At 72.3% G+C, this 18,817-nt stretch carries 18 protein-coding genes; 12 read left to right on the forward strand and 6 right to left on the reverse strand.

The features are described from left to right. Nucleotides 1-5: 5 nt before the first annotated feature. The 4 genes from ACQPXG_RS19385 to ACQPXG_RS19400 all read left to right on the forward strand — a co-directional run bounded on the left by ACQPXG_RS19385 (nt 6) and on the right by ACQPXG_RS19400 (nt 6,232). Complete coding sequence (locus ACQPXG_RS19385) at nt 6-869, forward strand: hypothetical protein (RefSeq protein WP_433469098.1); 864 nt, start codon at nt 6-8, stop codon at nt 867-869. Nucleotides 870-945: 76 nt separating this feature from the next. After that, nucleotides 946-2,547 (forward strand): long-chain-fatty-acid--CoA ligase, encoded by a 1,602-nt coding sequence (locus ACQPXG_RS19390; RefSeq protein ID WP_433469099.1) that lies wholly within the window; start codon nt 946-948, stop codon nt 2,545-2,547. A 107-nt stretch (nt 2,548-2,654) separates the two neighbouring features. After that, nucleotides 2,655-4,235 carry an FAD-dependent monooxygenase gene (locus tag ACQPXG_RS19395; RefSeq protein ID WP_433469100.1) on the forward strand — a complete coding sequence of 527 codons (1,581 nt, stop codon included), beginning with the start codon at nt 2,655-2,657 and terminating at the stop codon, nt 4,233-4,235. Then, nucleotides 4,232-6,232 (forward strand): aconitate hydratase, encoded by a 2,001-nt coding sequence (locus ACQPXG_RS19400; protein ID WP_433469101.1) that lies wholly within the window; start codon nt 4,232-4,234, stop codon nt 6,230-6,232. Before ACQPXG_RS19395 ends, ACQPXG_RS19400 begins: the two co-directional genes overlap by 4 nt. On the opposite strand, the gene ACQPXG_RS19405 is transcribed toward ACQPXG_RS19400, so the two are convergent. Beyond that, the gene (locus ACQPXG_RS19405; RefSeq protein ID WP_433469102.1) at nt 6,229-6,636 is read right to left on the reverse strand and encodes a DUF2795 domain-containing protein; all 408 of its coding nucleotides are present in this window, start codon (nt 6,634-6,636) and stop codon (nt 6,229-6,231) included. The two genes, ACQPXG_RS19400 and ACQPXG_RS19405, sit on opposite strands and share 4 nt — an antisense overlap. 98 nt (nt 6,637-6,734) lie before the next feature. On the opposite strand from ACQPXG_RS19405, the gene ACQPXG_RS19410 reads away from it, so the two are divergent. Continuing rightward, complete coding sequence (locus ACQPXG_RS19410; RefSeq protein ID WP_433469103.1) at nt 6,735-7,076, forward strand: DUF7668 domain-containing protein; 342 nt, start codon at nt 6,735-6,737, stop codon at nt 7,074-7,076. Between the two features lie 22 nt (nt 7,077-7,098). Here ACQPXG_RS19410 and ACQPXG_RS19415 read toward each other — a convergent pair whose 3' ends face one another. Then, nucleotides 7,099-8,499, reverse strand: coding sequence for a cytochrome P450 (locus ACQPXG_RS19415; RefSeq protein ID WP_433469104.1), 1,401 nt, complete (start codon nt 8,497-8,499; stop codon nt 7,099-7,101). Nucleotides 8,500-8,641: 142 nt separating this feature from the next. Between ACQPXG_RS19415 and ACQPXG_RS19420 the strand changes: the two genes are divergently transcribed. Together ACQPXG_RS19420 and ACQPXG_RS19425 are read left to right on the forward strand one after the other, a co-directional pair. After that, complete coding sequence (locus ACQPXG_RS19420; protein ID WP_433469105.1) at nt 8,642-8,830, forward strand: DUF5302 domain-containing protein; 189 nt, start codon at nt 8,642-8,644, stop codon at nt 8,828-8,830. Nucleotides 8,831-9,097: 267 nt separating this feature from the next. Further along, the gene (locus ACQPXG_RS19425) at nt 9,098-9,859 is read left to right on the forward strand and encodes a peptidoglycan DD-metalloendopeptidase family protein (protein ID WP_433469106.1); all 762 of its coding nucleotides are present in this window, start codon (nt 9,098-9,100) and stop codon (nt 9,857-9,859) included. 4 nt (nt 9,860-9,863) lie between these two features. Here the strand turns inward: ACQPXG_RS19425 and ACQPXG_RS19430 are convergent, their stop codons facing one another. The 3 genes from ACQPXG_RS19430 to ACQPXG_RS19440 all read right to left on the reverse strand — a co-directional run bounded on the left by ACQPXG_RS19430 (nt 9,864) and on the right by ACQPXG_RS19440 (nt 12,707). Next, nucleotides 9,864-10,502: a pyridoxamine 5'-phosphate oxidase family protein gene (locus ACQPXG_RS19430; protein WP_433469107.1), complete on the reverse strand. Its 639-nt coding sequence runs from the start codon at nt 10,500-10,502 to the stop codon at nt 9,864-9,866. 88 nt (nt 10,503-10,590) lie between these two features. Next, a complete protein-coding gene (locus ACQPXG_RS19435; protein ID WP_433469108.1) occupies nt 10,591-11,628 on the reverse strand; it encodes an MBL fold metallo-hydrolase in 1,038 nt (345 codons plus the stop codon). A gap of 212 nt (nt 11,629-11,840) precedes the next feature. Next, nucleotides 11,841-12,707: a hypothetical protein gene (locus tag ACQPXG_RS19440; RefSeq protein ID WP_433469109.1), complete on the reverse strand. Its 867-nt coding sequence runs from the start codon at nt 12,705-12,707 to the stop codon at nt 11,841-11,843. A 103-nt stretch (nt 12,708-12,810) separates the two neighbouring features. Between ACQPXG_RS19440 and ACQPXG_RS19445 the strand changes: the two genes are divergently transcribed. The 4 genes from ACQPXG_RS19445 (at nt 12,811) to ACQPXG_RS19460 (ending at nt 15,643) form a co-directional block, all read left to right on the forward strand. Further along, nucleotides 12,811-13,455, forward strand: coding sequence for a PadR family transcriptional regulator (locus ACQPXG_RS19445; RefSeq protein WP_433469110.1), 645 nt, complete (start codon nt 12,811-12,813; stop codon nt 13,453-13,455). A 146-nt stretch (nt 13,456-13,601) separates the two neighbouring features. Beyond that, nucleotides 13,602-14,597, forward strand: coding sequence for an ABC transporter ATP-binding protein (locus ACQPXG_RS19450; RefSeq protein ID WP_433469111.1), 996 nt, complete (start codon nt 13,602-13,604; stop codon nt 14,595-14,597). After that, complete coding sequence (locus tag ACQPXG_RS19455) at nt 14,594-15,370, forward strand: ABC transporter permease (RefSeq protein WP_433469112.1); 777 nt, start codon at nt 14,594-14,596, stop codon at nt 15,368-15,370. Before ACQPXG_RS19450 ends, ACQPXG_RS19455 begins: the two co-directional genes overlap by 4 nt. 60 nt (nt 15,371-15,430) lie before the next feature. Then, nucleotides 15,431-15,643, forward strand: coding sequence for a DUF5988 family protein (locus ACQPXG_RS19460; protein WP_433469113.1), 213 nt, complete (start codon nt 15,431-15,433; stop codon nt 15,641-15,643). On the opposite strand, the gene ACQPXG_RS19465 is transcribed toward ACQPXG_RS19460, so the two are convergent. Continuing rightward, entirely contained in the window at nt 15,640-17,001 is a 1,362-nt protein-coding gene (locus ACQPXG_RS19465; RefSeq protein WP_433469114.1) for a M20/M25/M40 family metallo-hydrolase, read from the reverse strand. The two genes, ACQPXG_RS19460 and ACQPXG_RS19465, sit on opposite strands and share 4 nt — an antisense overlap. Nucleotides 17,002-17,196: 195 nt before the next feature. Here ACQPXG_RS19465 and ACQPXG_RS19470 point away from each other — a divergent pair, with 195 nt between their 5' ends. Continuing rightward, nucleotides 17,197-18,813: a peptide ABC transporter substrate-binding protein gene (locus ACQPXG_RS19470; protein ID WP_433469115.1), complete on the forward strand. Its 1,617-nt coding sequence runs from the start codon at nt 17,197-17,199 to the stop codon at nt 18,811-18,813. Nucleotides 18,814-18,817: the final 4 nt, after the last annotated feature.

Genomic DNA, 18,817 nt, shown 5'->3' on the forward strand with positions numbered 1-18,817 from the left:
GACACATGAACCTGACCAAGGCATCCGAGTTCATGGCCATGTACGCGCGTCCACTGGACCGCCGCCGCTTCGAGCTGCTGACCGGCGAGGGGGACCGGGAGGCGCTGCTCGCCGCGCTCAACGCCTACCGGAACCCCGACGGCGGCTATGGCCACGGCCTGGAGCCCGACCTGCGGTCGCGGACGAGCCAGCCGGGCCCCGCGCTGCACGCGTTCGAGGTCTTCGAGGAGCTCGCCCCGGTGACGGCGCCCGAGGCGGTGGCGCTGTGCGACTGGCTGGCGTCGGTGACGCTGCCGGACGGCGGCCTGCCGTTCGGGCTGCACGTCCCCGACCCCGCCGGGTGCGCGCCGTTCTGGGCGGGCGCCGATCCGGGGGCGTCCTCACTGCAGATCACCGCGGTGGTCGCGGCCACGGCGCAGCGCGTCGCCGTCCATGACAGGGCGGTCGCCGAGCATCCGTGGCTCGACCGCGCCACCCGCTACTGCCTCGACGCCCTCCGCGCGAAGGACGAGCTGCATGCCCTGGAACTGGCGTTCGCGCTGTGGCTGGCCGACGCCGTCGACGACACCGAGGCCATCGCGCTGCTCGGCGAGCACATCCCGGACAACGGCCTCGTCCACGTCCAGGGCGGCCTGGAGGACGAGATGATGCGGCCGCTCGACTTCGCGCCCTACCCGGGCCGTCCGGTCCGATCCCTCTTCAAACCGGACGTCATCACCGCCGAGCTGCGGCGTCTCGACGGCGAGCAGCGGGACGACGGCGGATGGCGCGTCGACTTCGCCTCCTACTCGCCCGCCGCCGAACTGGAGTGGAGCGGCTACGCCACCGTCAAGGCCGTCTCCATCCTGACCCGCAACGCCGACCGATAGCCGGTGCCCAGGCTCGGAAGGCGGCAGGTGGAATCCTTGGGGTGCTGGCCACATCCGACGGCACCGGAGGCTCCCGATGGACAACGGCCCGGGCTACACGGCGCTCACGCCGCTCGCGTTCCTCAACCGGTCGGCGGAGGTGTTCCCCGGCAAGACCGCCTACGCCTACGGGGACCGGCGCACCACCTACGCCGAGTTCGCCGCCGAGGCGACGCGGCTGGCCAACGCGCTGCGGGCGTCCGGGATCGAGCCGGGTGACCGGGTCGCCTACCTGGCGCCGAACATCCCCGGACTACTGGTGGCGCACTTCGCGGTGCCGCTGGCCGGGGCGGTCCTCGTCGCGATCAACACGCGGCTCGCGGCCGAGGAGATCCGCTACATCCTGCAGCATTCGGGGGCGAAGGCGCTGGTCGTGGACGCGGGCCTGCACCCGTCCGTGGCTCCGCTGTCCGGCGGCCTGCCGCAGGTCGTCACCATCCCGGCGACCGGTGCGGAGCCCGATCCCGCGGTCGGCGGCATCGGTTATGACGAGCTGCTGGCGCGCGGGTCGGACGATCCGCTGCCGTGGGACGTCCAGGACGAGAACGCCGCCATCTCGATCAACTACACGTCCGGTACCACGGGACGGCCCAAAGGCGTCGTCTACACGCACCGCGGCGCCTACCTCAACGCACTCGGCGAGGTCGTCCACTCGTGGCACACGCCCGAGAGCGTCTACCTGTGGACGCTGCCGATGTTCCACTGCAACGGCTGGTGCACGCCGTGGGCGCTCGTGGCGATCGGCGGGACGCAGGTGTGCCTGCGCGCCGTCGTCGCCGGGGAGGTGTGGCGGCTCATCGACGAGGAGCGCGTCACGCACCTCAACGGCGCCCCGACAGTCCTCGTGACGATCGTGAACGCGGCCGAGGCGCATCCGCTGGAGCGTCCGCTGACCGTCACGACGGCGGGTGCGCCGCCCAGTCCGACGATCATCGGGGAGATGGAGCGGCTCGGCGCGGGCATCGTGCACGTGTACGGGCTGACGGAGACCTACGGGCCGTACTCGGTGTGCGAGCCGCAGCCGGGCTGGCCCGGGCTGGCCGCGGGCGACCGGGCCCGGCTGCTGGCCCGGCAGGGCGTCGGGATGCTCCAGACGGACGGCCTGCGCGTCGTCGACGACGACATGCACGACGTCCCGGCCGACGGCGAGACTCTCGGCGAGATCGTCATGCGCGGCAACAACGTCATGAAGGGCTACCACCGGGACGAGGAGGCCACCGCGCACGCGTTCCGCGGCGGCTGGTTCCACTCCGGCGACCTCGGCGTCCGCCACCCGGACGGCTATGTCGAGCTGCGCGACCGGTCCAAGGACATCATCATCTCCGGCGGCGAGAACATCTCCACGGTCGAGGTCGAGCGGGCGATCGACTCGCATCCGGCCGTGCTGGAGGTCGCCGTCGTCGCCGTGCCGGACGACAGGTGGGGCGAACGTCCGAAGGCGTTCGTGGTGCTCCGCGACGGGCACGCCGCCACCGAGATCGAGCTGGTCGAGCACGTCCGCGGAAGCCTCGCCCGATACAAGGCTCCCGACACGGTGGAGTTCGTGACCGAGCTGCCCAAGACGTCCACCGGCAAGATCCAGAAGTTCCAGCTCCGCGAGCGGGAGTGGGCCGGACGCGAACGCCGCGTCCAGGGCTGAGAAACCCCTGCCGCGCCGTCCCTCCGGTCAGGTGATGTACGGCGGTTCGTGGGAAGTGTTCCCTGCGCGGCGCCGGGCCGCCGGACGCCGAGCGAGAGGGGAGCGGGATGTCGCCCACCGGGAGGCCGACCGGGAGGCCGGCCGGGAACGTGCTGATCGTGGGGGCGGGGCCGACGGGGCTGCTGCTGGCCGGAGACCTGGCCTCGGCCGGGATCGGCTGCACGGTGCTGGAACGTCGCGCGGCGGAGACGAGCAACCTGACGCGGGCGTTCGCCGTGCACGCCCGGACCCTGGAGATGCTGGACGCGCGGGGCGTCGCGGACGAACTGGCCGCCACCGGGAAGCGGGTCGGCGCGCTGCGGCTGCTCGGCTCGGCCGCCCTCGACCTGTCGCGGCTGCCGGGCCGTTTCCCGTACGTCCTGGTCACGCCGCAGTACGAGACGGAACGCGTGCTGCGGGAACGGGCCCTGGACGCGGGCGCGGAGATCGTGCACGGCGCCGAGGTCGTCGGGCTCCGCCAGGACGCGACGGGCGTGGACGTCGACGCGCGGACGGCCGACGGGAAGACGCGGACCCGCCGCGCGTCGTACGTCGTCGGCGCGGACGGGGTCCGCAGCACCGTCCGGCGGGCGCTCGGCCTGCCGTTTCCCGGCCATGCGGCGGTGCGGTCGGTGATGCTCGCGGACGTCCGGCTGGACGAGGCGCCGGCGGGCGTGCTGACCGCGGGGGCCGTCGGCGACGCGTTCGCGTTCCTCGCCCCGTTCGGGGACGGCTGGTACCGGGTGATCGCCTGGAACCGCCGCCACCAGGCGCCCGACTCCGAGCCCGTCGACATGGGCGAGCTGCGGGAGGTGACCCGCCGCGCCCTCGGCACCGACCACGGCATGCGGGACCCGCGCTGGACGTCCCGCTTCCACAGCGACGAGCGGCAGGTCCCGAAGTACCGGACGGGGCGGGTGTTCCTCGCCGGGGACGCCGCGCACGTCCACTCGCCGGCGGGTGGGCAGGGCATGAACACCGGGATGCAGGACGCGGCGAACCTCGGCTGGAAGCTGGCCGCCGAACTGTGGGGATGGGCGCCGTCGTGGCTGCTCGACAGCTACCACGAGGAGCGGCACCCGGTCGGGCGCCAGGTCCTGCGGGGGAGCGGCACGCTGCTGCGGTTCGCCCTCGCCGAGCCGCGCTGGCTGCGGACGGCGCGCGGCGCCGCGGCATGGGCCGCCACGCACGCCCGGCCCGTCGCGCGGCGGATGGCGGGCGCCGTCTCCGGCATCGACATCGCCTACCCGGCCCCGCGTGGTTCGCATCGCCTGGTCGGGCGGCGGGCCCCGGACGTCCCGCTGGCCGGCAGCCCGGGACGGCTGCATGAGCTGCTCGGCGACGGGCAGTTCGTCCTGGTCGTCGCGGCGAACGACCCGGCGGTCACCTATCTGGCGACCAAACGCTGGGCCGGCCGGGTGCACTGCGTGCTGGCAGGCCGCGCCACCCGGACGACCGCGCTGGTGCGGCCGGACGGCTACATCGCCTGGGCGACCGACGAGACCGCGCCGGACCGGAGGGCCGCGGCCATCCGGGACGCGCTGAACCAGTGGTGCGGACGTCCCGCCGACCGGCCCGTCCACGAACCGCAGCCGATCGAGAGCGTCCCCGGGGAGGACGGGCCCCGGGACGGGAGGGCCGGGCCATGACCGGCGGGACAGGAGGCCGGAGCGTCGCCGGCAAGTTGATCGGCTCGCACCTGGTGAGCGGCGAGATGACGCCCGGCACGGAGATCGGGATCCGGGTCGACCAGACCCTCACCCAGGACGCGACCGGCACGATGGTGATGCTGGAGCTGGAAGCCCTTGACCTGGACCGGGTCCGCACGGACGTGTCCGTCCAGTACGTCGACCACGACCTTCTCCAGGCCGACGAGCGCAACATGGCCGACCACATCTTCCTGCGGTCCGCGAGCCGCCGCTACGGCCTCTGGTTCTCCAAGGCCGGCAACGGCGTCTCCCATCCGACGCACATGCAGCGATTCGGTGTGCCGGCGGCCACGATGGTCGGCTCCGACTCCCACACGTGCGCGGCCGGGTCCCTCGGCATGCTCGCGGTCGGCGTCGGCGGGCTGGAGGTCGCGATGGCGATGGCCGGTGAGCCCCTGCACCTCACGATGCCGGAGATATGGGGCGTCCGCCTCACCGGCGAACTGTCTCCGTGGCTGAGCGCCAAGGACGTGATCCTGGAGATGCTGCGGCGGCACGGGGTCCGCGGCGGCGTCAACCGGATCATCGAGTACCACGGGCCCGGCGTCGCGTCGCTCACGGCGATGGACCGGCATGTCATCGCGAACATGGGTGCCGAACTGGGCGCGACCACGACGGTGTTCCCGTCCGACGACCGGGTCCTGGAGTTCCTGCGCGCGGAAGGCCGTGAGGACGACTTCAGCGAGCTGGTCGCCGATCCGGACGTGACCTACGACGTCACCGAGGCGATCGACCTGTCGGAGCTGGAGCCGCTGATCGCCCGTCCCGGCTCGCCCGGCGACGTGGTTCCGGTGCGGGACGCCGCGGGGGAGGAGGTCCACCAGGTGGTCGTGGGGTCGTCGGCGAATCCGGGGCTGCGCGACTTCGCGTCCGTCGCGGCGATCGTGAAGGGCCGCCAGGTGCATCCGCGGGTGTCGCTGGACGTGAACCCGACGTCCCGGCAGATCCTCGTCGACCTGACCCGGATGGGCGCGACCGCCGACCTGGTCCAGGCGGGCGCCCGCATCCACCAGGCCGGCTGCCTCGGCTGCATCGGCATGGGGCAGGCGCCCGCGATCGGCCGCAACAGCCTGCGGACGTTCCCGCGCAACTTCCCCGGCCGCTCCGGCACCAAGGACGATCTCGTCTGGCTCTGCTCACCCGAGACCGCCGCGGCCGCCGCGCTCACCGGCCGGATCACCGACCCGCGCGACCTGGACATGGACCCTCCCGCTGTCCGGCTGCCGGACAGGTCGAGCGTGAACCGCGAGATGCTCGAAGGGCCGCCGCCCGAGGACGAGGCACGCCACGTCGAACTGGAGAAGGCGCCGAGCATCGGCGTCCTGCCCGAACTGGACCCGCTCCCGGACGACATCGAGGTGCCCGTCGTCATCAAGGTCGGCGACGACGTGTCCACCGACGAGATCCTGATGGCGGGGGCGCAGGCGCTGCCGTACCGGAGCGACATCGCCAAGCTCGCCGACTTCGCCTTCGTCCGGATCGATCAGGGCTATCCGGAGCGCGCGCGGGGCACCGGGCCGCACGCCGTCGTCGGCGGCCGCAACTACGGGCAGGGGTCGTCCCGAGAGCACGCCGCGATCGCGCCCCGCCACCTCGGGCTCCGGCTCGTGCTGGCCCGCGGATACGCCCGCATCCACTGGCAGAACCTCGTCAACTTCGGGATCCTGCCCCTCGAATTCGCCGACGGGTCCGACTACGACCGGGTCGAGCAGGGTGATGTGCTGCGCGTCGAGAACGTCCAGGACGCGCTGAAGGCCGGGACCGAGATCGAGGTCCGCAACATCACCAGGGACGAGACGTACCGGGCGCGGCACCGGCTGTCCGCGCGGCAGCGGGATCTGGTCGCCGCCGGCGGCCAGATCCCGCTCCTCCGCGAACGTTCTGCCGGCCGGTCTCATCGTGGGGGGACGGCCCCCCAGGCCTCCCGGAAGACCTAGTAACGACGCTCTTCGCGGCCGTAGCCGAGCTCCTCGGCCACGTCGGCGACGTTCTCGTACTCGCGCCTCGGAAGTGTGCGGAGCTGTTCGACCGCCGCGTCGGGCGCGCCGCCCTCGGCGGCGTGCCGGACCAGCTCGTTCGGGCGGGCCGGGTACCGGACGCCGGTGAGCATCCGGGCCAGGGCACTGCGGCCCTCGACGTCCTGCGCGCTCATCCCGGGCGGGGAGCCCTCCCGCTCGCCGGCGGCCGGCGCGGTCGGGTCGGCCGGATAGTCGTCGGAGAAGGGTTCGGTCTCCTTGAACTCCTCGGCATGCGTGGGATGACCGCCCCTGACCATGCCCTGCGTCTCGCGGCCGATCTCCTCGTCCAGCTTCGGGCCGTGCTTGTCGCTCTTGTCCGGCATCGTTGTCCTCCCTGCGCCTATCGGTCACAACCTTCCCGGGCGGGCGCGTCCAAACATGCGGGCGATCTTGCCGCCGGGGGCGCGGTACGGTGTGGCGCATGCTGCCGGAAGAGGGCGTGAACGCCGTCCGCGTCGTGGTCGCGCTGCTGGTCCGGGGCGACTACGAGGAACTGGAGACGCTGACCGAGGGCCGCCGGCTCAGCGCGTCCGAGATGGCCGCCGCGGTCGCCGGGCGCGGCCTGATCAGCCCGCCGGAGGAAGCGTTCGGCGAGATCGAGGCGATCGATGTCCGGCAGGTCTCCGCGGACGAGCGCGCGTTCCGGGTGGAATTCCCGCTGTGGACGGCGAGGGAGGGCCGCGCCGGGCCGGTGATGCGGCTCACCCTCACCGAGGTCATGGACGGCGTGTGGACCGTGGAGCTCGACGGCATCGGCCCGTGACACCCCCGGGCCCGCCGCCGGGTCAGGCCTGCGAGATCCGCATCAGCCGCAGGACGCGTCCCACCAGCGAGTTCTGCTCCCCGGGCGGCGTCCCGCCGTCCGGTGCCTCCTCCGCAGCGGTGGGCGGATGCCGAGGTTCCGGCGGGTCCCCGGCCAGTTCGTAAGTGACCGGCAGCGACCGCACGCCCCGCATCAGCGGGGACGACCGCCACTGCAGCCGGTCGGCGGGCAGCGCGAGCCGCAGCGCGGAGAAGCGGTCGAACAGCCGCTCCACCGCGATCGCCGTGACGGTGGTGGCGAGGTCGCGGCCGAGGCAGGCGTGCGGCCCGGCGCCCCAGGCCAGGTGGGCCCGCGAGCTGTAGATCGAGTCCGGCGTGGCGGCCGAGGTGAACGCCGGGTCCAGGTGTGCGGCGGCGGGCGACACCATGACCGGGTCGCCGGCCGCGATCTGGAACCGGCCGAGCCGCACATCGGTCTTGGCCCACCGGAACGCCAGGTTCGCGATCGGCGGGCTGGCGGCCATGGCCCGGTTGATCGCCTCCTGGATCATGCCCGCGGACAGGCTGTCGCGGACGCCGGTCTCGCCGATGAGCACCTCGGTGATGGTGTTGCAGATCAGCGTCCCTGTCACGTCGCCGACGAACCCGGTCATCATGACCATCTCGCCGGTCAGCTCCTCGGCGGTCAGGTCCGGCGCCGCGGCCAGCATGAAGGACGGCAGGTCGTCGCCGGGGGCCGCCGCCCGCGCCGCGCACAGGGCGGCGACCCGCGCGGTCAGCCGTTCGGACGCCTCCCGCGCGTCCGGCCCGGCGTCCAGCACCCGCCACAGGTCGGAGATCAGCTCGTCGCCGCCGTCGGCCCCGGTGCCGAGCAGCCGCCCGATCACCATCAGCGGCAGCGGTCTCGCGTACTGTGCGGACAGGTCGGCCCCGCCGGACCGGCCGCCGTTCTGCGACAGCACCGTGATCAGCTCGTCGGCGTACCGCCGGGCGGCCTGCTCCAGCGCCTTCGCCTCCGGCCGGGTCCGGTCCTGGAACGGCCGCAGCCCCTCGCTCCAGGCACTGCGGAGCCGGGTGGAGTCGGCGCCGTCGCGGAACCCGCAGTTGTCGGACTCCACCACGGGCAGCAGCGGCCAGTCCGCGGGGACCGCGCCCTCCCGGTAGGCGCGCCAGGCGCCGACCCGCCTGCTCCAGATCCCGCGCGCGTCGCGCAGGATGTCGAGCGTCTGCGCGTAGCCGATGACGAGCCAGGCCGGCACCCCGAGGACGTCCACCGGTGCGACCGGCCCGTACTCGGCGCGCAGCCGCTCGTAGAACACCGCGGGACGGGCCTCGTAGTCGCGGTTCGGCAGCGGCTGGACCGCGAGCGACTCCAGCGGCGGATGGGCGGGGGCGGGTTCGGCGGGGGGGTTCTGGGGCTCCACGTGCACAAACCCTAGGAGACATCGTTCGACGGTGGCCGGTTTATGCTGGAAACGCCCACGATGATCTGCCGGGCGTGCAAGGAACCGCGGTCACCGCGGGTATGTGACGCTAGGTGTGCCCATACGAGAGCTGGAGGTCCGCATGGCCGACTCGGCAGGAGAACCCGCAGACGGCGAGGACGACATGAAGCGCAGGTTCCGGGAGGCCCTGGAACGCAAGCGCGGAGCGGCGGGCAAGAACGCCGGCGCCGGCGGGAAGAACGGCTCGAAGGTGCGCGGTACCCACGACCGCGCCGATCACCAGCGCCAGTTCCGCCGCAAGAGCGGCTGACCGGCCGCATGACCGATGACCCCCGCGCGGGAGGCGCGGGGGTCGTTCCGTTTCCGGGGCCGCGGATCGCGTTCGAGCCACCCGACCAGGGGTCCTCTCGAATTTCCGCCGAAAACGGTATGGGGCATTTGGTGGTGATCAACCATTGCAGGACGAAAACCGGCCATTCACCCTCATGGGCATGCTCCCCATGAATCGCCGGTGACTGCCCCGCTCGACCGAGCAGAACCGCTCGACCAGACCCCGCCTCCCCGAACGGAGCAGCCCATGCGCGTTCCCGTGCGCTCCCTCGTCGTCCTCACCGCGTCCGTCCCCGCCCTCGCCGCGATGCCCGCCGTACCCGCTCTGGCCGCGCCCGCGTTCCAGATGCCGTTCCCGTGCGGGCAGACCTGGAGCGGCCAGACCCGCTCGGACCACAGCCCGGCCAACGCCGTGGACTTCAACCGCACGAACGACGTCGGCGACGCGGTGACCGCCGCCGCGTCCGGCACCGTGTCCCGCGTCGAGAACCTCGGCAGCACCAGTTACGGGCTGTGGATCGAGATCGACCACGGCGGCACGTACAAGACCAGGTACGCGCACCTGTCCGGCGAGTTCGTGACGGTCGGGCAGAGCGTAGCGGCCGGGCAGCAGATCGGCACGGTCGGCACGAGCGGCGGGTCGACCGGCCCGCACCTGCACTTCGAGGAGCGCTACAACGGCGCCGCCGTCAAGATCAAGTTCAACGGCTCCCAGATCGCCTACTGGGGGAGCCGGAACTACACCAGCAAGAACAAGTGCGTCGGCAGGTCCGGCACCGTGAACACGGCCGGCGTCTCGCTGGCGGTGCGGTCCGGGCCGCACACGGGCGACGCCAAGATCGGCTCCGTGCCGGATGGCGGGACGGTCTTCGTCACCTGCTACAAGCGCGGGACGTCGGTCGCCGGCACCTACGGCACCAGTGACATCTGGGACAGGAGCGGCTCCGGCTACGTGGCCGACTCCTACCTCTACACCGGCTCGGACGACCCGATCGCCCCCGCCTGCTGAGCGGTCAGCCCCCGTACAGCTTCTTCGCGTAGCTCGCCTCGGTGTAGTGCTGTTCGAGCTGCTCCAGCGTCTCTTCGGTGTACTGGACGTCCTTGACGATGCGGGCGTGCGGCGGCAGCGCCTCCGGCTCCCAGGACTCGGGCTTCCAGAGCTTCGAGCGCATGAGCGCCTTCGCGCAGTGGAAGAAGATCTGCTCGATCTCCACGACGAGCGCGAGCCGCGGCCGGTGCCCCTTGACGATCATCTCGTCGAAGAACGGCGCCTCCCGCACGAGCGTGGCCCTGCCGTTGATCCGCAGCGTCTCGCCGCGTCCCGGAACCAGGAAGATCAGGCCGACGTGCGGGTTGCTCAGCACGTTCAGGAACCCGTCGGCGCGCCGGTTGCCGGGCCGGTCCGGGACGGCGATCGTCGTGTCGTCGACGACATGCACGAACCCGGGCGGGTCCCCCTTGGGGGAGACGTCGCAGTTGCCGTCGGCGTCGCTGGTGGAGATGAGGCAGAACGGGGACCTGGCGAGCCATTCGCGGTCCCAGCCGTGCAGCGTGACGCGCTCCTTGTCGATCGCCCGCTGCATCGGCGTGCCGAGAAGCTCGCGCAGCTCCGCCGCGGACGTGATCGCAGTGAACTCGGGGGCGACCGTCATCGCCGCTCCTTCCGCCGGGAGACCAGAAGATCAGCGTAACCCGGGCGGTTCCGGACGCCAGGCGGCAGGGGGCGCCTGCCGCGTCCTTTCAGCGCCGCACGGCGTAGCGGCAGACGCCGCCCTCCTCGTGGGCGTCCAGCAGGCCCCGGTCGGCGAGAACGTCGAGATGCGCCTCGATCTCCAGGACGGCGAGCATCCGGCTGAAGGCGTCCAGGTCGCCGAGCTCGCGCTTGCGGCGCGTCCAGGGCATGGCCTCCGCGACCCCGAAGGCCGTCGCGCGGCCCGCGCGGACCTGCGCCGCCGCGGCGTCGAGCCGCTCCGCGTGATGCTCCAGCAACTGGTCGACCCGGGTGTGGACGCTCGGCGTCACCGGGCCGTGCGCGGGGAGCAGCAGCGTGTCCGGCATGTCGCGGACCAGCCGCAGCGATTCCAGATAGCTGCGCAGCGGCTTCGGCTCCGGCTCGGTCTCCAGCCCGATCGACGGGGAGATGTGCGGCAGGACGTGGTCGCCCGCGAAGAGCAGCCCGGCCTCCGCGTCCCGCAGGACGACGTGGCCGCGCGTGTGCCCCGGCGTGGCGAACACGTCCAGCCCCCGGCCGGTCAGCCCGACGCGCTCCCCGTCGTCCAGCCACGCGTCCGGCATCGTGTGCGGGACGTCCCGCTCGGAACGGTCCATGGGCAGGCCGGAGATCTCGTCGGCCAGCGCGCCCGCGCCGCACCGGCGCAGCAGCTCCACCTGCCGGGGATGCAGGCCCCGCCGCACGTCGAACGCCTCGATCGACGGCCGCTCGCCGCGCCCGATCCGCACCCGCGTCCCGAACGACTCGCGCAGCGCCAAGGCCTGCGAGTAGTGATCCCAGTGCGCGTGGGTGACGAGGAACTGCGCCACGTCCTCCAGCCGGTGGCCGAGTGTGGCGAGAGCGCCCTCCAGCGAGGCGCGCGTATCGGGCATGGCCCAGCCCGAGTCCACGACGACGAGTCCCTCGGTGTCCTCGATGACGTAGACGTTGACGGCGTGCAGCGACGGGATCGGCAGCGCAAGGGGAATCCGGTGCACCCCCGGCGCCACCGGATGAGCGCCCGGTTCGGTCCAGTCAGTCGGCTGCTCCACGACCGGTGCCGTCACCGCGCGCTCCCTCGATTGCCGAATCACGTTCGGACCGAACCTACTTCATCCCGAAAACCCCCTGCACAACCGACCCCGGCAAACCTTGGGCCGTGTCCTTCTCCGCTCCGCACCGGACGCCGGGCGGTGTCTTTTGTGGGGGGCGCCCCCACACCCCCGATGGGGGCTGGCCGCCGTCCTCCGCTCCGCTGGCGCTCCGCTCCGGACGCCGGTCAGCCGTGCCGGGCGTCGTGGGCGGCGGCTTTGCGGGCGTCGGCGGCGGCCTTGCGGGCCTCGCGGGCGGCCTCCTCTGCTCGGGCGCGGTTCTGTTCGGCGCGTTCCGCCCGTCTGGAGGCGGCGTCGCGGTCGGCGACGGCCCGTTCCAGCTCGTGCCGGAGGCGGCCCACCTCGGCCGACGCCTGCTCCACTTCGCGTCTGGCCTCGCCTGCCCGTTCCTCGCGCTCGGCGAGCTTCCGCTCGGCCTGCTCGGCGCGCTTGCGGAGCGTCTCCGCTCTGCGCGCCCGGGCCGCGCTCGTGCGCGTGACGTTCGACTTCGCTCGCTCGGGCTCCTTCTTCTTCCGGGGCTCCGGCTTCTTGCGCTCCGTCTCGTCCGAGGGCGCCATCGGGAAGCCGACCGGGACGAAGCCCGTGTGGCTGCGCGGCTGCGGGAGACGTCCCTCGCGCACCTCGTCGGCGACGGCCGCGTCCACCGTGGCGGCCTGGAGGGTGTCCTCCACCTCGCGGACGGCCTGCTCGCGCAGCGGGCCGCCCGTCTCCGCGGCGAGGTCGGCGGCGGTGCGGACGAGTGCGCGGACCAGCCCGGCCCGGCGCTGCTCCAGGTCACCGAGCCCGCGGCCCGACCCCCACGCCGTGCGCATCTCCTCGCCGACGTCCAGCAGGTCCGCGAGATCGCCGGCGGCCGAGCGCGCCAGGAGGTTCACCGCCCACGCCGACAGGGGCGGACGCCGCAGCGCCCCGATGCGCTTCGCGAGCGCCGCGTCGCCCTCCGCCTTCGCCTCCTGGGCCAGCCGCTTCCGCGTCTCCACGAACTCGGTGGGCGGGACGCCGTAAAGCTCGTCGGCCGCGCTGGAGAAGTCCACGCCTGATCTCTACCCGCATGGTTTCCCCCTGGATCAGGGGTGGACGCGCCGGAAGTCATCTGCTTATACTCGTCCACGATTATTCGTTCGCGAGGAGGGCGAGATGGCCAAGCGGCGCAAGGTGAGCAACCTGCTGGGGCTCGCCGTGTTGTCGACGGTCTCCGTCAAGCCGATGCACCCGTACGAGATGGCCTCGCTGATGCGTGAGCGTGGCAAGGACCACGACATGGACATCAAGTGGGGGTCGCTCTACACCGTCGTGGGCAACCTGGAGAAGCACGGTTTCCTGGCCGTGGAGGGCAGCACCCGGGAAGGGGCGCGGCCCGAACGGACCGTCTACCGCATCACCGACGCGGGGCTTGAGGAACTGGCCGACTGGGTCCGCGAGCTGATCGGGGTGCCCGAGCGTGAGCGGCCCCGGTTCGAGGCCGGGCTCTCCGTCCTCGGCGCCCTCGGCCCGGACGAGACGGTGTCCCTGCTGCGCGGCCGGCTCGACACGATGGAACGGCAGATCGCCGACGAACAGGCGGCCCTGGACGCCTCGTCCGAGGTGCCGCGGCTCTTCCTGGTCGAGTCCGAGTACGACCTCGCGATCAGGCGGGCAGAGGCCGCCTGGGTGCGGGGTTTCGTCGCCGAGATCGAGGACGGCTCGCTGCCCGGCCTCGACCTGTGGCGGACGTTCCACGAGACCGGGAAGGTCCCGCCGGAGATCGCCGAACTGGCGGAGAGGGGAGCCCCCGAGGACTAGCGAGAAAGGCCCGGCGGGGGTGCGGCAACACCGCCGCCGGGCCGGAGAACCCACCACCGAGAACCCGCGCGGAGCGGGCCCGGGCGGCGAGCACGCGACACCAGCCTATCCGGGACCCTTCGCGCACGTTTCCCGCGGAGGAGACCATGGCGCACGCCATCGAGGCCGAGGGCCTCGTGAAGAACTATCCCGGCGACGTCCGGGCCCTGGACGGCCTGTCCATCACGGTCGGGCAGGGCGAGATCCTCGGGCTGCTCGGCCCCAACGGGGCGGGCAAGTCCACCACCGTCAAGATCCTCACCACGCTGATCCGGCCGGACGCGGGCACCGCCGCCGTGGCCGGGCACGACGTGCGGCGCAGGCCGGACCGGGTCCGGCGCGTCATCGGCGTCGTGTCGCAGAAGTCCGGCGCGGACCCCGAGGCCAGCGGCCGCGACAACCTCGTCCTGCAGGGGCGCCTCTATGGGATGGGCGGGGCGGAGGTCCGGCGCCGCGCCGCCGAGCTGCTCGCCCGGTTCGGCCTGGAGGACGCCGCGTCCAGGCCCGTGAAGACCTACTCCGGCGGGATGCAGAGGCGGCTCGACGTCGCGCTCGGCCTCGTCCACCGGCCGCAGGTGCTGTTTCTGGACGAGCCCACCACCGGCCTCGACCCGGAGGCCCGCGCGTCGATGTGGGCCGAGATCGCGCGGCTGGCGGGCGACGACGCGCTCGCGATCCTGCTGACCACGCACTACCTGGACGAGGCCGACCGGCTCGCGCGGCGGCTCGCGATCGTCGACCGGGGCCGCGTCGTCGCCGAGGGCACCCCCGACGGCCTGAAAGGCGAGCTGCGCGGCGACGCCGTCCACGTGGAGTGGGCGGAGGCGCCGCCCGAGCCGCTCGTGCGGGACGCGCTCGGCCGCCTTCCCGGCGTCCGGGAGATCGTCCTGGACGGGCCGAGCCTCAGCGCCCGCACCGACGACGGTGCGTCCGCCGTGCCGGCCGTCCTGGCCGCCCTCGACCAGGCCGGCGTCCCGGCCGCGGCGGCGACCGTCGCGCGGCCGTCCCTGGACGACGTCTATCTCCGCTACGCCGGCCGCCGCTTCGCCCGGGCCGACGCCGCCGACCACACCGAGCCCGTGACCGCCGGAGGTGCCCGATGACCGCCCTCGTGGCCGGAACGTGGTGGATGACCCACCGGCGGCTGACCGCGCTCCTGCGCAACCCGGCCGTCCTCGTGATGACGCTGGTGCAGCCGATGATCTGGCTGTTCCTGTTCGGCGAGCTGTTCAAGAAGGTCGTCGAGCTGCCCGGCTTCGGCGCGCAGTCCTACCTGGACTACATCGTCCCCGGCGTCGTGATCATGAACGCGGTGTCGCTGAACTCCTTCGCCGGGATGGCGACCATGGACGAGATCGAGCGGGGCACCCTCAACCGGTTCCTCGTCACCCCGGTGCGGCGCAGCGCGATCGCGAACGGGGGCGTCATCGAGCAGGCCCTCAGCACCGCGTTCCAGTCGCTCGTCATCATCCTGCTGGGCTGGGCGGCGGGCGCGCACTACCCGGGCGGGCCCGCCGGACTGGCGGTGCTCGTCGCCATGTCGGTGCTGATCGGCATCGTCCTCGCGGCGCTGTCGAACACGCTCGCGCTGCTGGTCCGGGACCGCAACACGATCATCGGCCTGAACGTGATGCTGCTGCTGCCGCTGACGTTCCTGTCGTCGGCGTTCATGGCCAAGGAGCTGATGCCGTCCTGGATCCGGCACGTGGCGGCCGGCAACCCGGTGAGCTGGGCCCTGGACGCCGCCCGCGCCGCGCTCGCCGACGACCCCCGCTGGGGGACGGCCGCCGCGCACGGCGCCTGGCTCCTCGTCCTCACCACGGCCGCCGTGGGCCTGGCGATCTACTCGTTCAGGAGTTACCAGAAGTCCCAGTGATAGGGCGATAGGTCCTCGGAGGGCATTGGCGGAACGTTCCCGCCGTGTGACCATCCGACCATGGACACCTCGTTGAAGGCCATCCTGGAAGGCGGTCCCGAGGACCTTCCCCACCGGATCGTCGGGATCACCCCGCCCGGCGCCGAGCTGAGGCTCCCGTACCGCGGCGGATACGAGCACTTCAAGGCGACATCCCGGCACCGGGACACCCCGGAGGGCAGGCTTCCGGTCTTCCGGTGGTCGGGGCGCACCGCCACCCCCGACGCCGTCTAGCGGGTGTCGAGGAACCGGTCCAGAACGCGGGTCCCGAAGGCCAGCCCGGCCAGCGGGACCCGCTCGTCCACGCCATGGAACATCCCGAAGTAGTCGAGTTCCGGCCCGAGCAGCAGCGGCGCGAAGCCGAAGCTGGTGATGCCGATCCGGTTGAACGACTTGGCGTCGGTGCCGCCGGCCATCACGTACGGGACGGGACGGGCGAGCGGATCCTCGGCGCGGAGCACGCCGGCGAGCGCGGCGAACGTCGGACCGGCCGGGTCCGCGGCGGGGGCCTCCTCGTAGTTGATGAACTCGCGGGTGACCTTCGGGCCGAGCAGCCGGTCGATCGTGGCGAGGAACTCCTCGCCCGTGCCGGGCAGGTAGCGGCCGTCGACCTGCGCGGTCGCCGTGCCCGGCACGACGTTGACCTTGTAGCCGGCATCGAGCCGGGTCGGGTTCGCCGAGTTGCGGATCGTCCCGGCGAACAGGTGCCCGGCGCGGCCGAGGCGCGCGGCCTCCGCGTCGAGCCGGTCGTGGTCGATGGTCGTGCCCAGTGCGTCCGCGAGCCCGTCCAGCAGCGCCCGCACACCCGGCGTCAACCGGACCGGCCACTCGTGCGCGGCCAGCCGGGACACCGCGTGCGCGAGTTCGGCGACCGCGTTGTCGGGCGCCGGCTTGGAGCCGTGCCCGGCGGTGCCGCGCGCCGTCAGCTTCATCCACGTCGTGCCGCGCTCACCGGTCGCGATCGGGTAGACGCGCGTGCCGCCCGCGTCGACGCTGAACCCGCCGGACTCGCTGATCGCCTCCGTGCAGCCCTCGAAGAACTCCCGGTGCTCGCGCGCCACGAAACGGGAGCCGTAGTCGCCGGTGCACTCCTCGTCGGCGAGGAACGCCAGGACGAGGTCGCCGCGGGTGCGCCGCCCCTCGCGCAGCCGCCGCCGGACGGTCGCGAGCGTCATCGCGAGGCTGCCCTTCATGTCGACGGCGCCGCGCCCCCACACGCAGCCGTCCCGCACCTCGCCGGAGAACGGGGGAACGGCCCAGTCGGCGGGGTCGGCGGGAACCACGTCCAGGTGTCCGTGGACGAGGAACGCCGGGTGTGACGGGTCGGTCCCGGGGACGCGGGCGAGCACGCTCGCGCGGCCGGGCGCCGACTCGGTGATCGTCGCCTTGACGCCCACCTCGTCCAGCAGCGCCGCGACGTGCTCGGCGGCCGGGCGTTCCGGATGGGCCACGCCCTCGCCCCGGTTCGTGGTGTCGAACCGGATCAGGTCCGTGCAGATCGCCGCCGCCTCGGCCCCGGCCCGGTCCGCCGCCGCGACGTCCGCCGGTTCGCCCGCGTCCGCCCGTCCCACGTCGCGCACCTCTACCCCCATGAGTCCCTTCCGCAACGATCCTTCATTTTGCTCCCTCGCTGACCAGTGTCAATGAATGATCAAAAACGTCTCGATCCGGTTTCGACTCCGTCATTGCCGTACCCAAACCGTCACCGTGGGGACGACGCTGCCAGCAATCTAGGATCGCGCGAGCCCAGGGTGCCCGCGCGCCGTAACGACGGGCCGAGGAGGAGCATGACCAGCCTGAGGGGTGCCAGGGGTGTTCGCCTGAAGGTCGCGGGGCTCGCCGCGGTGGCGCTGGCCGCGTCGCTCGGCCTGACGGCCTGCGGCGGGGACGACGCCAAGGCGAGCGACGGCACGTTCACCGTGGGCCACCCCGAGCCCGACCATCTGCTCCCCGCCAACACCACGAGCAGCTACTCCTTCGACGTCATCACCGAGATGTTCGACAACCTGATGACGCTGACCAACGACGGCAAGGCCGTCCCGCTGGCGGCGGAGTCGGTCACCTCGGACGACCAGAAGGTCTGGACGATCAAGGTCAAGCCGGGCCAGAAGTTCCACAACGGGGAGCCGGTGACGGCGCAGAGCTTCGCCGACGCGTGGAACTACGCCGCGTACGGGCCGAACGCCATGGGCGCCAACGACTACTTCTCGTACATCAAGGGGTACGACGAGCTGAACCCCGAGGACGAGAACGCCAAGCCGAAGGCCGACACGCTGTCCGGCCTGGAGGTCACCGGCCAGGACGCGCTCAAGGTGACCCTGAACGCCCCTTTCAGCCAGTTCCCGATGCTGCTGACCTACCCGGCGTACGCGCCCATGCCGAAGGCGGGGCTCAAGGACCCGAAGGCGTTCGACGACCACCCGATCGGCAACGGCCCGTACATGATCGACGGGAAGTGGGAGCGGAACAAGCAGGTCAAGCTCGTCGCGTTCCCCGGCTACACCGGGGCGCGCAAGCCGAAGAACAAGGGCGTGACCTGGAAGAGCTACTCCAGCGCCGACACCTCCTACACCGACCTGCGGGCCGGGCGGATCGACGTGCTGCAGACCATCCCGTCCGCCAAGGTCCCCGAGGCGAAGCGGCTGCTGGGCGACCGGTTCCTCGCCCGCAAGATGAGCACGACCGACTACCTCGGCTTCCCGCTGTTCGACAAGCGGTTCGACAATGCCGACCTGCGCAAGGCCATCTCGATGTCCATCGACCGGCAGGGCGTCAACAAGGCGGTCTACAACGGCAGCTACTTCCCGGCGGACTCGCTGATCCCGTCCATCATCCCCGGCCACCGCGCCAACGCCTGCGGTGAGCTGTGCACCTACAACCCGGCCAAGGCCAAGCAGCTGTTCGACAAGGCCGGCGGGTTCTCGGGGACGCTGGAGCTGTACTTCTCCAACGCGCAGCCGACCTACGCCCAGTGGATGCAGATCGTCGCCAACTCCCTGCGCGACAACCTCGGCATCAAGGACATCCAGTTCCGGCAGGTTCCCGCGTCCGACTACTTCTCCCTGCTGGGCGACCAGAAGGAGAAGGGCCCGTACCGGCAGAACTGGGAGGCCGACTACCCGAGCCCGCAGAACTACCTGGAGAACATGTGGGGCTCGGCCGGCAACCGGATGGGCTGGAAGAGCAAGGAGTTCGACGACCTCATCGCCAAGGCCAACAAGACGGCCGACCAGCAGCAGGCCATCGCGCTCTACAACCAGGCGGAGGACGTCGCCATCCGCGAGATGCCGATGATCCCGCTGTGGACGTGGGCGGGTGAGGGCGGCCGCTCGAAGAGGGTCGACAACGTCACGATCACCCCGTTCTCGACGGGCCTGGTCGCCACCGATGTGACGGTGAAGTAACCGG

The organism is Spirillospora sp. CA-128828 (assembly GCF_050945415.1).
Taxonomy (GTDB): domain Bacteria; phylum Actinomycetota; class Actinomycetes; order Streptosporangiales; family Streptosporangiaceae; genus Spirillospora.